Genomic DNA, 14,546 nt, shown 5'->3' on the forward strand with positions numbered 1-14,546 from the left:
CGGGCGCAGTCCATCGAACAGCGGAGGTCCCATGCCGATCTCGATCAACGGCAAAGCTTACGATGTGCCTGCCGACGCGCGGGTCTCGCTCCTGGACCTCCTTCGTGACCGGCTCGGTCTCCCCGGTACGAAGAAGGGGTGCAACCAGGGCGCCTGCGGAGCCTGCACCGTCCTCGTCGACGGAAGCCGCATCCTGTCCTGCCTCGCGCTCGCGGTCCAGTACGAAGGGCGGACGGTCACGACCGTCGAAGGTCTGGCGACGGGAGACGGCCTTCATCCTCTCCAGGAGGCCTTCGTCGAACGCGACGGCTTTCAATGCGGCTACTGCACGCCGGGGCAGATTCTTTCGGCCATCGGCATGGCGGCGGAGGCGGTGCGCGGGCTTCCGAGCGCCGTGACGGCCGACGTCGCGAGGCGGGCCATCGAACTGACGCGCGAGGAGATCGCAGAACGCATGAGCGGGAACCTCTGCCGCTGCGGCGCCCACAACGGGATCGTGGATGCGATCGCCGACACCTTCGCCGGTGACCGGAAAGGCGGGAGCGCACGATGAGGCCGTTCGACTACCGTCGTCCCTCCGACGCCTACGATGCCGTTCGCGCGATCGTCTCCCATCCGGGCGCGAAGTACCTCGCCGGAGGCACCAACCTCGTCGACCTCATGCGCGAGGGAATCGAGCGCCCCGGCACGCTCGTCGACGTCAGCGGCCTCGATGCCACGATCACCGAACTGGAGAACGGCAACCTTTTGATCGGCGCGGCCACCCGCAACACGGCATTGGCCGAGCACCGCCTGGTCCGGGAGCGCTACCCCATGTTGACCCGGGCGATCTTGTCGGGGGCCAGCGGGCAGATCCGCAACATGGCGACCGTCGGCGGCAACATCCTGCAACGCACCCGCTGCCCGTACTTCTACGACGCCGCCGCCGCCTGCAACAAACGGTCGCCCGGGGCAGGCTGCGACGCGCGCGACGGGTTCAACCGGATCCATGCCGTCCTCGGCGCGTCGGACGCATGCGTCGCCACGCACCCCTCCGACATGTGCGTCGCGCTCGCCGCTCTCGACGCAGTGGTCCACCTGATGGGGCCTTCCGGCTATCGCGCGCTGCCTCTGGCGGACTTCCACAACCTGCCCGGCGAGCGGCCGGACCGGGAAACCGCGATGCGTCCCGGTGAACTGATCCACGCCCTCGAACTACCCGCGCTCGCGCGTCCCCTGCCGTCCACCTATCGCAAGGTCCGTGACCGGGCGTCCTATGCCTTCGCGATCGTGTCCGTCGCGGCGGGCCTCGAAACGGCGGATGACGGGACGGTCAGAGACTTGCGTCTCGCGCTGGGAGGCGTCGCCCACAAACCCTGGCGCGCTTGCAAGGCCGAGGCATGTCTCCTCGGGCGCGAGATCACGCCCGACCGTCTGCGGGAGGCCGCAGAGCTTGAACTGTCCGACGCGAAGCCGTTGCGGGACAATGGGTTCAAGATCGAACTCACCCGTCGAACGATCATCGCCGTCCTGGAGCAACTGCATTCGGAGGCCCGTCGGTGAGCGCGAGCACGATTGGAGCCGGCATCGACCGGCTCGATGCCACGGTGAAGGTCCGGGGCGAGGCTCGGTTCGCCGCCGAGTTCCCCATCGACGGCATGGTCTTCGCCGCGCTCGTCTACAGCACGATCCCGAAGGGGCGCATCGTCTCGCTGGATGCGCGCGCGGCCGAGGCGGCGCCCGGCGTCGTTCTGGTGATGACGCACGAGAACGCCCCCCGAATGCGCCCGACACCGGCACTCCTCACGAGCGAGCGGGCGAACGGCGGCAACGACCTCCCGGTCCTTCAGGATGCCCGGATCCGGTGGAACGGGCAGCCGATCGCCGTGGTGCTGGCCGAAACGCAGGAGGAGGCCGATCATGCCGCCACGCTGGTGACCGTGCGGTTCGCGGGCGAGCCGGCGCGGACCTCTTTCGAAGGCGCGAAGCCGAAGGGGGGCGAGGTCGGCTTCCACATGGGTGAAAGGCTTCGCACCGTCGTCGGCGATGCCGAGGCGCGCCTGCGCGCGGCTCCGTTCATGGTCGACGCGGTCTACACGACGCCGGGGCACAGCCACAACGCCATCGAACTGCATGGCGTGACGGTCGCCTGGGATGGGGACCGTCTGCGCATACACGACGCCTCCCAATCGGTGACGCATACGGCCTGGTCGATCGCGCAGGTGTTCGGGCTCGACGAGACGCAGGTTCACGTGACCTCCCCCTTCGTCGGGGGCGGGTTCGGATCGAAACTTCTATGGGAGCACCAGATCCTCGCCGCGGCGGCGTCGAAGCTGGCGGGGCGGCCCGTCCGGCTCGTCCTGACCCGGGAAGGCGTCTACCGGATCGTGGGCGGGCGGGCGCTCACCGAGCAGCGCATGGCCATCGGCGCCGACGCCGACGGCGCCTTCGAGGCGATCGTCCATACCGGCACCGTCGCGATGACCGACCACAACAGCATGGCCGAGCCGTTCACCCTTGGCACGTCGGCGGCCTACGCGGCGCGGAGCTTCCTCCTCGAGGTCCGGACGGCGAAGCTCGACATGGTGGCGAACACCTACATGCGCGGTCCGGGAGAGGCCGTGGGCACCTTCGCTCTCGAGTCGGCGATCGACGAGCTCGCCCACGGGATGGGGCTGGACCCGATCGAGCTTCGGCTGCGCAACGACCCCGAGCGTCACCCCATCAAGGGTACGCCCTTCTCGTCGCGGCACTTCCGATCGGTCTACCGCACCGGGGCCGAGCGCTTCGGATGGGCGGACCGACGAGCGCCCGGCGAACGCCGGGAGGGCGAGTGGCTGATCGGTCTAGGCTGCGCGACGACGGCCTATCCCTATGTCCGCATGCCCGGCGGCGCCGCACGCATCACCCTGCGCCGCGACGGCACGGCGCTCGTCTCCGTCGCGGCGCACGAGATGGGCATGGGAACGGCGACGGTGCAGACGCAGATCGCCGCGGATCTGCTCGGGCTTCCGGTGGCGCAGGTCGCCTTCGCTTATGGCGATTCCACGCTTCCGGGACTTGTCCTGGCGGCCGCCTCGCAGCAGACGGCCTCGGTCGCGGCGGGCGTCGCGGCCGCGCGATCCGACCTGATCGGCCAGCTTCTGACGCTCGCCGGGAACGACAGCCCTTTGGCAGGTCTTTTCAGCGATCAGGTGGCAACGATGGACGGCGGGCTCGGGGCGCGGGACGACCCGCACCGCTTCGAGAGCTACGCGTCCATCCTGTCGCGTGCGGCGCAGACCGAACTGAGCGTCGAGGCGAGCGCGCCACTGCCCGACGAAGCCGAGACATGGGCGATGTATTCCTGCGGGGCGATGTTCGCCGAGGCGCGCGTGAACGCCGTGACGGGCGAGGTCCGGGTCACGCGCCTGCTCGGGTCGTTCGACTGCGGCCGGATCTTGAACGCAAAGACGGCGACCAGTCAGTTCAAGGGCGGCATCATCATGGGCCTCGGCCTCGCGCTCATGGAAGACACCCAGTTCGACGAACGGTCCGGGCGCATCATGAACCCGAGCCTGGCGGAGTACCATGTGCCGGCCCACCTCGACGTCCCAGAGATCGAGGTCATGTGGACCGACATCCCCGATCCGCAGGCGCCGATGGGCGCACGCGGGATCGGCGAGATCGGCATCACCGGCGTCGCCGCAGCGATCGCCAACGCGGTCTTCAACGCCACCGGCAAGCGCGTCCGAGACCTGCCCATCACGCTGGACAAGCTTCTCTAGCGTGGAAGTTAGGCGGCGCTAGGGGCGGGAGCTGCGATGCCGCAAGATCGGCGATCTGGCGCGGTAGCCTCCGCCGACCTCGGGAGCGAGAACCATTCGCAGATACCCCATGAATGCGGCGCGTTCTCCAGCGGGCTCATGAGAACGTCCGCTCATTCGCGTCCGACACCCGAAGCGGACTGTCCGCTTTCCACCCCGTCTGGTCTCAGGTTGCGAGAAAAGCGGATGCCTAGAAGCGGCCGGACGGGTTTTGACCCCTGTCAGCCATCCAACCGAACGTTAGTCCTTCCTGAAAGGAGAAATGGCCACCACTGCATCAACCGGTGTCGGATAACCGGGTAGCGATCTCAAGCGGAACGGCTACTGGATGTGACGCGCTCCGAGGACGTCACGGCGTGTTCGTCACTGAGGCTACCGGCCATACGGCGCAGCGTTCCGTCGCGCCGGGCCAGCGCGTGGAACAGGGCCATGGAAATGTGGCCCGCGATCAGGACCGCCAGCGTCCAGGCCAGCGGTCCGTGCAGGCGATCGGCGGGCAGGACCAGCCACTCGACGACGACGCCGGTCGCGGGGATCAGCGCGACGTCCCAAAGCTCGTATCCTTTGCCGTTGGCATAAGCGCGCAGGAGCGCCAAACCCGGGACAACGAGCATCAGGACGTAGAACGCTGAGTGGACTGCCGCGCGCAGGGGGCCGAGCATCGTGCGTTCACCTGCGGGCCGCCGCCGCCGCTCGGCGAGGCTCCAGACCACTCGCGGCAGAAGCAGGGCCAGAACCAAGACGCCGACGGTGCCGTGGTAGGGGCCCGCGAGCGAGACGGCGCGCATCACCGGGCCGTCGCCCAGCCAGCGCCAGCCGAGAAGCGTCGCGAACTGCCAGAGGAGGAGATACGCTGCGCCCCAGTGGAAGGCGCGGCTGACGAGGCCGTAGCGCCGCGGCGTGTCGCGCAGGCGGCCGGCCTCGATCATCGTGTCCGTCCCGACGCTCACGCGAGGAGGTGCTCGTAGAGGATCGACGCGCCGAGCCCGACCAGCGCGATTCCTGCGACGGCCTCGGCCGCGCGGCCGAACCGCTCCCCGATCAGCCGCCCGACCAGCATGCCGCCGGACGACATCAGGAAGGTGGCCAAGCCGATCGCCACCGCGATCACCGCGATGTTGACGTCGAGAAACGCCAGCGACACGCCGACCGCCATGGCGTCGAGGCTGGTGCCGATCGCGGTCGCCACGAGAACGGTCATCGAGCGGCCGACGGGCGCCTCGCCCGCGTCCTTCTTGGCAAGCGCCGAGAACAGCATGTGGAGCCCGACGGCGGCAAGCAGGCCGAATGCGATCCAGTGGTCGACCGCTTCCACGAAGCTGCTGGCGGCGACGCCCGCGGCCCAGCCAATAACAGGGGTGATCGCCTCGACGACGCCGAACACGGCGCTCGTGCGCAGCGTTTCGGAGAAGCGCGGCCGGCCGATCGCGGCGCCCCGACCGACCGAGACGGCGAAGGCGTCGACCGACATGCTGACGGCGAGAATGGCGATGGTGAGGGGAGACATGGCAACGATCCGACGGACATGCGGAACCGGGCTCCCGTCGCACCTGTCCGCATGCGGTGAAACGGTCGCCACGGTCTTGCTGGGCCTGTCCGGCTGAACGCGCCACGCGCCGATGCGCGAGTCTGTTGACGCGCCCCCGTTCCGCGAACGGTAGCTACTCCCCGATGGCCGCGATGTAACGAACGCGAGGACGAAAGTCAAAGGTTTAACAACGCCTTGAGTGTTTCTGACTTGCATTTGCAAGTGCGGTACCTGAGCCTCGCCGAGGTACACACCGACCGGATTGACGTGATGTCGAAGCGTCCGAGGAGTCCGCGAATACTTTCAGGGGCCGGACGCGGTGCTCATTCGCCTTTCGGACGGCGACGGGGCCATGCCAGCCGAGCCTCCGCCCGCTCACGCCCGTCGATCCCGTTCAGGACGGCCGTACGCAGGACGTAGCCGAGGCGTGCCACCTCGTCGTCCTCCCAGTCGGCCACCGCCAGGTCACGGCGGTGACGCGCCCGCAGGACGGCGTCGATGTGCCGACGCTGGGCCTCGGGCGTGGCGAACCGAATGTCCTTCGAAGCCGAAGCGCACTCGCGGCAGACCGGAACGGTGACGCCTCCCGAGCCGGGTCGCTGGATGGCATAGAGGAAGCCGAACAGGCTGTCCGGTACGTTGGGGTCGTCAGTCTCCGCCGCCATCCCGCAGTGGACGCATATGCGCTCGGCGAGGCACTGGCGCAGGCAGTCCCGGTAGAGGCGCCGCGCCCTTCCGATCCCCGACGCCATCCCCTTAGGCTCCGGCAAGGCGGAGGACCCGGAGGCCGAACGCATGGACGCCGTGTCGGTCCTGGCCTTCGCCTCGCTGAACGATGTCGAGGACTTTCTCGTCAGCTCCGATCACGAGACGATCGCCGCCTCCGAGGATGCGCTTTGCGGCGAGGGATCGGAGTGGTGGACGGCGGTGAACTACAGCGTGATCAACCGCATCGAGCCGGAACTCGCAACGGAACGGTGAGCGGCAACCAAGGGGTTGTGGCGGCGGATATGCCGCGTCAGTCGTTATCCCTGATGAATGGAGGCCTATATGGACCACGATGTCTGGGACTGCGGCCTGGCGGATGGGCCTGATGGCGACAGGACGGTCCGCGACAATCCGTATCCGGAAGGGGACGAACGACGGACGGTCTCGGAAGAAGCGTTCTACTCCGTCCGCGATCGCGACGAGGACGGCGACCATGTCGACGAAGCCGACCGCTAATGATCCGCGGACAACGGGACCCGAGCTGCCATGTGCAACCTATACTCCCTGACCAAGGGCCAGGCCGCGATCCTGGCCTTCACCCGTGCGACGCAGGACCGGACGGGCAACCTCCCGCCCATGCCGGGCATCTTCCCCGACGCCTCGGCACCGATCGTCACGACGGTGGATGGCGAGCGTACCTTGCAGCTCGCGCGCTGGGGCATGCCGTCGCCCGCTCTCGCCCTGAAGGGTCGCACGACCGACCCTGGCGTCACGAACGTGCGCAACACCAAGTCCCCGCACTGGCGCCGCTGGCTTGGGCCCGCGCGTCGCTGCCTCGTCCCGTTCACCAGCTTTTCGGAATACGACACCGTGGACGGGAAGAAAGTCCCGGTGTGGTTCGCGGCCGACAAGGACCGACCCCTGATGGCCTTCGCCGGGATATGGACCGAGTGGACGTCGACACGGAAGAAGTCCGAGGGTGAGGTCACGGTGGACGCCTACGGCTTCCTGACCACGGACGCGAACGGCGTCGTCGGGCCGATCCATCCCAAGGCCATGCCCGTCATCCTGACGGATCCCGAGGAAATGGACGTCTGGATGCGAGCGGACTGGAAGGAGGCCTCCGCGCTCCAGCGGCCCCTGCCGGACGATGTCCTGGAGATCGTCGCCCGGGGGCACCGGAGCGACGGCGAGGCATGATCGGTCGCGTCCTCGCCTGGATCGACGACCACGCCCGGCGCCGCACGCCGATCCACGCGCTGGCGACGGACGACCGCATCTACGTGGCGGTGATCCTCCTCGCGATCGTCTCCGGCATCCTGTCGGGCCTCTACGGCTGACCCTTGGGATCGCTCACCCTGCTCATCAGGCCCGGCCCGCCGAAGCGCATGCGGTGGTCGTCGGGGAAGGCCATCGCCTGCCCGAAGCCAAGCGCTTCCGCCTGGAGCCTGGAGACCGCCTTGTAGTCCTCCGAACGGGTCTCGATGCTTCGCATGGCGTTCGAGCACGCATTCCAGATCTCGTAGCTGAGGTCGACGAGCTTCTGTCGGTCGTCGGGCGCGATCTCCTTCATCCGTCCCGCCCGCCGCGTCACGAGCCAAGCCCGCGCCGGACGTAGCCCGCCGAGATCCGGTCCGCGAACGCCTCCTGAAGGCTCCGCTGGCCGAGGATGAGGGCGCCGATCGCCACGCGAGCGTTCCCGCCGGAGACGCGCAGCGCCTCGTCGACGGCCTCGTCGAGATCGTCCCGAAGGGGGAGGTCCGTTATGCGTTCAGCCAGCTTCGACATCGTCCGGATCCCATGTGAGTCGCGCGGCGCATCATGCCTCCGGGCAACCGTTCTGGGAAGACAATGTTCCTATTTTGTTCGCGGCATAGGCGAGCTGTCCTCGCCCATGCCGGATCCGATGTCGCCTTCGGACGTCGTGTCGGAAACGGTTCTCGACATGAGGACGGCTGCGTAAGCGTTTGGCGACGGAGCCAATCGAAATCCGACGTTCCTGCCCCGACCGACAGGCGACATCGGTCGAGAGGAACTGAAATTGCCGAAAGACATGCCCATCGCCGAGACGGAGTCGCCCCTCTTGGGCTCACTGACCCGTCGAGCGCTTCCGGGTGGAACCAGGCGACGCCAAGAGGCCGGAGACCGCGACCGACCGACGGAACAGGACCTGTCTGAATGCCGGCGGTCCGAACGCCGGGACGCAACCCGCCGCGTCGAGCAGCCTGACGACGTTCCGCGGCGACGTGCGGAGCGTGCGTGCCAGTTCGGCGCCCGAGACGTGGCCGTCGACGAACCGCTCCACGTCGATGCGCCGGATCGACCAACGACCGGCAACCCGCCGCGACGGGATCGCCGAGGCCCGCACGAGCTGGAGCATGGCCTCGGGATGGACGCCCACCATCGAGGCGGCCTCCTCGATCGTGACGTCTGAAGCCCGTCCCCGGGGACGCCGACCGAGATCGGCGACGCGGACGAGGAGGCCCGCGACACCGGACACCCCCGCCAGCACGGCGACGGGGACGACCTTGCCCTCCGCGACGAGCCCCAGCGCCGTCGCAAGGGGCATGCCGGCGGCCTGACAGGCCTGCGCAAGGGGCTTGGCTCCCGTCGGCGCCCGGCGGACGATCCGCGCGCTCCCCCTGAGCCTGTCGGCGAACGCTTTCAGTTCCTCCGCGTCGAACCCGCGCAGCCCGAGGGCCGCACCCGCATCCGATTGTCCGATCAGTCCTTCCTTCGCCAGCGACCGCACGACGGCGCGGCCGACGCCAAGCAGCCTCGCGGCGGTCGCCGTGTCCACGAGGCCGCCCATCACCCCGGCGATGCGCGCCACCTCGCGCGCGTCGACGGGAACGGCGACGCTGCGCCGCCGCCCGCGCGGCAAGGCCCCGCGGGCGTCCAGGATGCGTTTCGTGCGCTCGTGTCCCGTCCCGAGGCGAACGCCTGCTGTCCTCAGGTCGATCGTGTTTCCGCCGGCCGAGGCGCCCTCGGCCTCGGCGACGACACCGTTGCGCACGGCATGTCGCCTCAGGCAGTCCCGCAGGGCGGCTCCGCCGTCGGCCGCGGGAAGCGTGGAGGCCCAAGCCTCGTGGATCCAGCCATAGGCCCCCAGCATGCCGGGAGGGCGCCCCGCTTGTCGGGAAGCGGCCAGCGTCGCGTCCAAGGCGTCCTCGAACGTCCCCGGCCAACCGCTCGCGATCTCGAAGCCACGCTCCCTCGCGCCGTCCGTGGCCGCTCCGTCGACCGGGGCCCATCGCGCATCGGCTCCGACCTCGGTTACCTGGCCCAGACGGTCGACCATGGGCACGGCCGCCGCGAGGGAAAGCCTGTCGAGAAGCGGCACGCTCGGCTCGGAGCGTCCGAGGAGTCGATGGTGGACGTACGCCCCTAAAAGGTCGGCGGCCGACGCCGCGCACGCCCGTCCGAGGTCTGCACCGCAGTCGCAGGCTTGCGGGTCGATGCCGTCCCAGCCTTGGGCGGTGCCGCACCTCCAGCAGCGGTCGACGAGTTCGGTCCCGTGCGTGGGACAGCAGCGGACGGCCGTCACGTCCCACCAGGGACGGTGGACGACCGCCCAACGCCGGGCAGGCCCGGACGCCGCGTTCCGGTCGTCCCGCACGCAGGTCGGGCACCACCGCCTCGAGGCGACGGTCCAGTCGCGCGTGCGCAGGATCTCCCCGCCGATGCGGACCCTCCGGGCCGGGGCGTCGACGCGGGGCGACCAGCGCGACAGGGATCCCGCCGCGAGGTCCGCAACCGCCTCCAGTTCGTCCACCCCGCGCCCGAAGCGCAGGCCGTCGGGATCGATGCCGACGTCGCGCGCGAAGGCGCGGGGCGAGCCGTAGGCGTTGCGCGCAGCTAGGCGGCGGACGTAGCCGTGGGCGGGCTCCGCCCCGGCCGTGGCAAGGCGGAGCCGCGGCCGGAGCGCATCCCTCATTCCTTGAAGGCCCTGACGGCCTTGGCGGTGCCCTTGAAGCGGGTCTTCTCGACCTTCCGCGGCTTCGACATCAGCCCCATGGTCACCCGCTTCGACGACATGATCTCCCACAGCTTGTCGAAGCTCTCCCGGTCCGCGAGGAACGGGTTGGTTGCAGCGTCGATCATGCGGGCGTCGTCGATCGGGTCGGCGAGGTAGTCCTTGCTGACCGGGGCCTGTTCCGTCCCGCGCTCGAAGTCGTCGTAGACCTCGGCCAGGAGTTCCATGTCGATGCAGGGAAGCCCCTCGGTGAGGGCGCGGCGGTAGGCTTCGCTGAGGTACTTCGAGACCAGCCCGATGTGGCCGCCCGTCGCGCAGTAAAGGCGGAGCGCGTTCCACTGCTCGGACAGGTTCGACGGTTCGGGCAGGTCCATTCCCGTCTCGAACTCGTCGAGCACCGCGAGGAACTCGCTCCGTCCCGACGTCATGTCCCAATGGTAGGGGACCAGCACGACCGGGGGTTGGAAACGGCGCTTGAGCTGCGCGTAGCCCCTGAGCCGAAGCAGTGTGGGCAGGCCGAACAGCGCGAACTGGCACTTGCAGGCATTGAGGAGCGACTTGAGGAACTCGGAGATCTCCTCCTCGCCGTCCCCCTTGGCGTCCATGATGTGGTGCGCCTCGTCGATCACGATGATCTCCACCCCCATCTGCTCGCAGAGATAGGAGATCTGGTCGAGGATGTGCGCGGTGTTCCACTCGTCACGGACAGGGTAGCCGAGCTCGTTCATGATCGCCTTGACGACCTGGCGGCGGGTGGGCGACGAGGGCATGTCGATGTGGAGGATCGGCATCCTGTCGCCGTCCTCGCCGGCCACGGGATCCTTCTGGTAGCCTGCCGACAGCAGGAACTCCTCGACGACCGTGGTCTTGCCGGCGCCGCTGTCGCCGACGACCAGCAGGCCGCGCCCCTTCGCGCTCTCGATCTCCGGGACCTTGGAGCGGGTGCGGATGTCGTCGAGCTTCTCGACCGCGTCGCGGATCTGCTCGTGCAGGATGATGTCGGTCTCGAACGTCAAAACGCGTTCCATGACCTCGATCTTGGTGGGGAATGCGGTGTCCATCAGGGCTGGTTCCTCTTGGTGTTGGATGACTTGGCGGGCGACCTGTGCTGGTCGGACGCCCGTGCTTGGTTCTCGGGCGGGAGCGGAAGGATCGGCCGCATCGCTTCGGGTTCAGGGCGGTCGACCGGCGGGTCGACCTCGCGGCGCCTCGGTGCGGTTCGGCGGGAAACCATCAGAGCCCTGCGCTCCTCGATCTCGGCCTGGACCCTGTCGAAGGAAACGCGGACGACGTCGGCGTCGGGAGCGGTGAACTCGCGCGACGGCTTCGGCTTGGACCGTGCGGCCTTCTCGGCCTTGGACACGGACGTACGGGGCGACGCCGGGGCGTCCTCGCTCCGGCTCCGGGCCGCGCGCGGGCCGGACGGCTCCGGCGCCATCGAGACCTGGTCCGTGTCCGAGTCAGACGACCCCAAGGTGTCGGCCGTCTCGTTGACCGGGCCGGCCGCGCGCTCCGGGAACGCGTCGTCGACGGCGGGCAGACCCTCAAGCGCCGGGTTCGGCCTCGGGCGGCCGATCGGCGTGAAGAACTGGCCGTTGTCGTAGTGGTAGCGGGCGGCGGACGCGGCGGTCGTCTTCGCCGAGCCGTTGTTCACCGCGTCCATTGCCTCCTCGGCCGCCTGCTCGGCTGCCTTGGTCAACCTCTCCTGCGTGACGTGCTCGCCCTTGAGCGTCAACGCCTTGGCGAGCCGCGCGTCGACCTTGAACTGGAAGAGGCTCTTGCCGACCGATCTCTCGGGGCGATCGCTTTCCAGCCGTATCCATCGGCCCTGCGGATGCTTGAGGAGGCCATGCCCGATGTCGAACGGGTCGTGGCGGAATTCGTATTCCCGGTCCCTGCCGTACTGCCGCTTCAACTCGTTCAAGACCGGATGCAGGTAGTACTGGCTGTTCGCCCTGACGCCCTTCTCGCCGATTTTCTTCATTGCGAAGACGCCGGTCAGCTCCGTGATCTTGTTCACGCTCAGCGACTCGACCTCGGCGGGGCGCCGGCGATACCATTCCTGGAGCGGGACGCCCCCCAAGCCTTCGTGCCAGCTCACATGGTAGTCGTCCACGATCCACTTCAGGAGGAAGTCGCGGATCTGCGTGATCGTGAACCGGGCCTTCTTGGTGGAGGGATAGTCGCCGCGCTTGACGACGTTGGAGAACGTCTTGCCAGGCATCCAGGCGATCACCTGCACGCCGATCGTCCCGAACAAGCGCTCCACCGTGCCCTTCAGCCAAGGCATGCGACCGGGCAGCGGCACGATCTGGAACTTGAGGGCGGTTTCCGTAGCCTTGAGGCTGGCGGAGTAGAACTCCTTGCCCTGGTCGACGGTGGCACGGTCCGGAGTGCCCTCGCAGGGCCAGTCGTTCTCGAGCTTGAGCCCGCTGAGGTCCTTCGGCCAGATCGCGTGGATCAGGCACCGCTGGAGCGAGGCGTAGCTGGGCTGTTCGAACGAAAGGTGGCAGCCGACGATCATCCGCGTGCTGCGGCACATCGCGACCGTCAGCCAGGGGCGTCCGACCACCCGCCTGGACGGGTCACGCACGAGGACGTCCAGGAGGCAGTGGTCGATCTCGATGTCCTTCCCGGCGACCTGGTCGTGCCGGAGACGCTTGAAGACGGTGTTGCGCAGGAAGGCCTGCCTTCCGCCCAGTCGGTTCTTCTCGACGAAGTAGGCCGCGTACTCCTTCTTGAGGAACGCGCGGAACGTCGTATAGCTGACGACGTTGCCGATTTCCTTCACCATCTCGCGGTGAACCCAGGCAAGCGGCGCCTGCTCGAGCTTCAGGTAGACGTCCTCGATCCACCAGCGCATGCGCTCGTAGGTGCGGTGCTCCAGCTTCTTCCCGTGGTCGCCGCGGGAGTTGAACAGCGGGAGAAGCATCCTCTCGTCCCTGCCGTTCGACGACCACTCGCGGAACCAGGTCTCGACCGTCGAAGGGCGGGGACGCTCGAGCATGCCGAGGCCCAGCCTTGCGGGCTTCTTCTTGAGGAGCTCCGGGGGCAGCCGCCGCTTCCTGAGCCGGTCGGCCTCCCGCACCGCGCGGATGTCCTCGAAAGCCTTCGTCCAACGGCCGACCTCGGAGGCGTAAACCTCCTCCGCCGCGCGGGCGTAGGCCTCGTCGAACGGGACGCCCGCGTCGAGCAGGGACTCGACGCGGAAGCAGTACTCGACCTTCACCCGGGCAACCTGTCGGTGCTCGGGATCCTCGGTTCCGGAGTCCCTCTCCAGCACGGCCCGGCGTGCGGCGGTCAGCCCCGCCGGCGCGGCCGGGTGGTGCTCGAGCTCGCCGAAGCAGCGCCCCCAGCGGATCTCGTCGTCCGTCCTCTCGACGTCCTCGCCGCCGCCCTTCGGTCGGAGGACGAACCCGCCCTTCTGCCGCTTCACGACGGTGAAGAGGCGCGGGGCTTCATCGGGGCGCTCCTCGCGGACGTCGTCGCCCACGCGCCACGCGACAGCCATCGGCGCCGGGACCGGAGGGGGTGGCGGTACGATCAGCGACATGGACGTTCACTCGTCATGCGGGGTTTCCCCTTATCCGGCGGGCCGACTGGCGGAAGCCGCCGCGGTGGTGTTCGGGCATCCGTCCGGGCTTCCAGACGAGCAGCTTGGTGACGGGGTCGACGTCCAGGTCGCACATCACGGCCATGGCGATGCCGGTCAGGGCAGAGCGCCCGACCCAGCCGAGACCGCACGGGCGGAGGTTCGGGATTCGCAGTTCGCGGGCCACCAAGTCCAAGAGCGGCGACCCGTCGGCGCCCGAACCCCACCTGGGTCCGTCTCCGCCGAAGGCCGCTCCGGACAGGACGGCGGCCTCCTCGATCGTCGCGTGCCTGACGAAGGGCGCGGTGCCGCCGACGCGGCGGATCTCCCGTTCGGTCCAGACTTCGAAGTCTGCGCCGCGGGCGCGGCATTCCAGCTCGATGCGGGCGCGCCTCCCGCCGAACTCGGGATCAGCCCTCAGCACCTTGGACGGCTTCACCTCGCGGTAGACGGACGTGCCGTCGGAACGCGCGACCAGGAAGTCGGGAGTGTAGCTGCGCCGCTCCCCGGTCAGGCCGTCGGTCCACCTGAAGGTCTCGGGCTGGGCGCGCAGGGACACGACGTCCCCGTCGTCGGTCATCAGGTCGACGAGGTCGAGCTCCAGGAGGCTCTCGAACGGGACCTTCCCGACGCCCTTGCGGGTCGGGGCGATGCCGGCGCAGGACCGCCTGCGCCCATGGAACTGGATCCTGCGGGCGGGGCCCTCGTCGTTCCTGCGTTTTCTCTTCATGCGGACCACGCGACTTCTCCCTTGCTGCGGCGGTCGCGCGAATCGACTGGCCGTGGCCCGTCCCCATCACGCACCGACTACTTGAACGGCGGGTTTACGGGCCGCGCGCGCGGGCGCCGCTGCGGAAGGGATCCGCGTCCCTTCCGTGGCGTTCCGCCGGGCGTGGCGAAGGATTCGTTACGGCGCCGAGGCGGCGGCGGCGCGTCCGGCCGGCAGCGCGGCCGAGA

At 68.9% G+C, this 14,546-nt stretch carries 16 protein-coding genes and 1 riboswitch; of the genes, 7 read left to right on the forward strand and 9 right to left on the reverse strand.

The window, feature by feature from the left end; translation table 11 throughout:
- The first annotated feature begins 31 nt into the window (after window positions 1-31).
- Genes AUL34_RS19505 through AUL34_RS19515 form a run of 3 tightly spaced genes read left to right on the forward strand, consistent with a single transcriptional unit; the run spans window position 32 to window position 3,746 of the window.
- On the forward strand, window positions 32-553 hold the full coding sequence (locus AUL34_RS19505; protein WP_061937647.1) for a 2Fe-2S iron-sulfur cluster-binding protein: 522 nt from the start codon (window positions 32-34) through the stop codon (window positions 551-553).
- On the forward strand, window positions 550-1,542 hold the full coding sequence (locus tag AUL34_RS19510; RefSeq protein ID WP_061937649.1) for a xanthine dehydrogenase family protein subunit M: 993 nt from the start codon (window positions 550-552) through the stop codon (window positions 1,540-1,542). Before AUL34_RS19505 ends, AUL34_RS19510 begins: the two co-directional genes overlap by 4 nt.
- Window positions 1,539-3,746: a xanthine dehydrogenase family protein molybdopterin-binding subunit gene (locus AUL34_RS19515; RefSeq protein WP_061937652.1), complete on the forward strand. Its 2,208-nt coding sequence runs from the start codon at window positions 1,539-1,541 to the stop codon at window positions 3,744-3,746. Before AUL34_RS19510 ends, AUL34_RS19515 begins: the two co-directional genes overlap by 4 nt.
- A gap of 347 nt (window positions 3,747-4,093) precedes the next feature.
- Here AUL34_RS19515 and AUL34_RS19520 read toward each other — a convergent pair whose 3' ends face one another.
- From AUL34_RS19520 to AUL34_RS19530, 3 genes are all read right to left on the reverse strand, one after another.
- The gene (locus AUL34_RS19520) at window positions 4,094-4,735 is read right to left on the reverse strand and encodes a cytochrome b (protein ID WP_061937653.1); all 642 of its coding nucleotides are present in this window, start codon (window positions 4,733-4,735) and stop codon (window positions 4,094-4,096) included.
- The gene (locus AUL34_RS19525) at window positions 4,732-5,292 is read right to left on the reverse strand and encodes a manganese efflux pump MntP family protein (RefSeq protein ID WP_061937656.1); all 561 of its coding nucleotides are present in this window, start codon (window positions 5,290-5,292) and stop codon (window positions 4,732-4,734) included. The genes AUL34_RS19520 and AUL34_RS19525 overlap by 4 nt, the downstream gene beginning before the upstream one ends.
- 24 nt (window positions 5,293-5,316) lie before the next feature.
- Window positions 5,317-5,467, reverse strand: a riboswitch (yybP-ykoY riboswitch).
- Window positions 5,468-5,636: 169 nt separating this feature from the next.
- Entirely contained in the window at window positions 5,637-6,065 is a 429-nt protein-coding gene (locus tag AUL34_RS19530) for a hypothetical protein (protein ID WP_061937659.1), read from the reverse strand.
- Window positions 6,066-6,108: 43 nt separating this feature from the next.
- Here AUL34_RS19530 and AUL34_RS19535 point away from each other — a divergent pair, with 43 nt between their 5' ends.
- From AUL34_RS19535 to AUL34_RS22455, 4 genes are all read left to right on the forward strand, one after another.
- A complete protein-coding gene (locus AUL34_RS19535) occupies window positions 6,109-6,294 on the forward strand; it encodes a hypothetical protein (protein ID WP_061937662.1) in 186 nt (61 codons plus the stop codon).
- 69 nt (window positions 6,295-6,363) lie between these two features.
- Entirely contained in the window at window positions 6,364-6,537 is a 174-nt protein-coding gene (locus tag AUL34_RS19540) for a hypothetical protein (RefSeq protein WP_156421019.1), read from the forward strand.
- Between the two features lie 30 nt (window positions 6,538-6,567).
- The gene (locus AUL34_RS19545; protein ID WP_061937668.1) at window positions 6,568-7,221 is read left to right on the forward strand and encodes an SOS response-associated peptidase; all 654 of its coding nucleotides are present in this window, start codon (window positions 6,568-6,570) and stop codon (window positions 7,219-7,221) included.
- Window positions 7,218-7,361 (forward strand): hypothetical protein, encoded by a 144-nt coding sequence (locus AUL34_RS22455; RefSeq protein ID WP_156421020.1) that lies wholly within the window; start codon window positions 7,218-7,220, stop codon window positions 7,359-7,361. The genes AUL34_RS19545 and AUL34_RS22455 overlap by 4 nt, the downstream gene beginning before the upstream one ends.
- Here AUL34_RS22455 and AUL34_RS19550 read toward each other — a convergent pair.
- From AUL34_RS19550 to AUL34_RS19575, 6 genes are all read right to left on the reverse strand, one after another.
- Entirely contained in the window at window positions 7,352-7,594 is a 243-nt protein-coding gene (locus AUL34_RS19550) for a hypothetical protein (RefSeq protein WP_061937671.1), read from the reverse strand. The genes AUL34_RS22455 and AUL34_RS19550 overlap by 10 nt on opposite strands.
- A 17-nt stretch (window positions 7,595-7,611) precedes the next feature.
- Window positions 7,612-7,809 carry a hypothetical protein gene (locus tag AUL34_RS19555; RefSeq protein WP_061937674.1) on the reverse strand — a complete coding sequence of 66 codons (198 nt, stop codon included), beginning with the start codon at window positions 7,807-7,809 and terminating at the stop codon, window positions 7,612-7,614.
- 301 nt (window positions 7,810-8,110) lie between these two features.
- Window positions 8,111-9,958, reverse strand: a complete 1,848-nt coding sequence (locus AUL34_RS19560) for a helix-turn-helix domain-containing protein (RefSeq protein ID WP_061937677.1) — start codon at window positions 9,956-9,958, stop codon at window positions 8,111-8,113.
- On the reverse strand, window positions 9,955-11,058 hold the full coding sequence (locus tag AUL34_RS19565) for a TniB family NTP-binding protein (RefSeq protein WP_061937679.1): 1,104 nt from the start codon (window positions 11,056-11,058) through the stop codon (window positions 9,955-9,957). The genes AUL34_RS19560 and AUL34_RS19565 overlap by 4 nt, the downstream gene beginning before the upstream one ends.
- Window positions 11,058-13,508, reverse strand: coding sequence for a DDE-type integrase/transposase/recombinase (locus AUL34_RS19570; RefSeq protein ID WP_156421021.1), 2,451 nt, complete (start codon window positions 13,506-13,508; stop codon window positions 11,058-11,060). The genes AUL34_RS19565 and AUL34_RS19570 overlap by 1 nt, the downstream gene beginning before the upstream one ends.
- Window positions 13,509-13,563: 55 nt before the next feature.
- Window positions 13,564-14,319, reverse strand: a complete 756-nt coding sequence (locus AUL34_RS19575) for a TnsA endonuclease N-terminal domain-containing protein (protein ID WP_061937685.1) — start codon at window positions 14,317-14,319, stop codon at window positions 13,564-13,566.
- Window positions 14,320-14,546 lie beyond the last annotated feature (227 nt).

It is taken from the genome of Aureimonas sp. AU22 (assembly GCF_001463745.1).
Classification (GTDB): domain Bacteria; phylum Pseudomonadota; class Alphaproteobacteria; order Rhizobiales; family Rhizobiaceae; genus Aureimonas.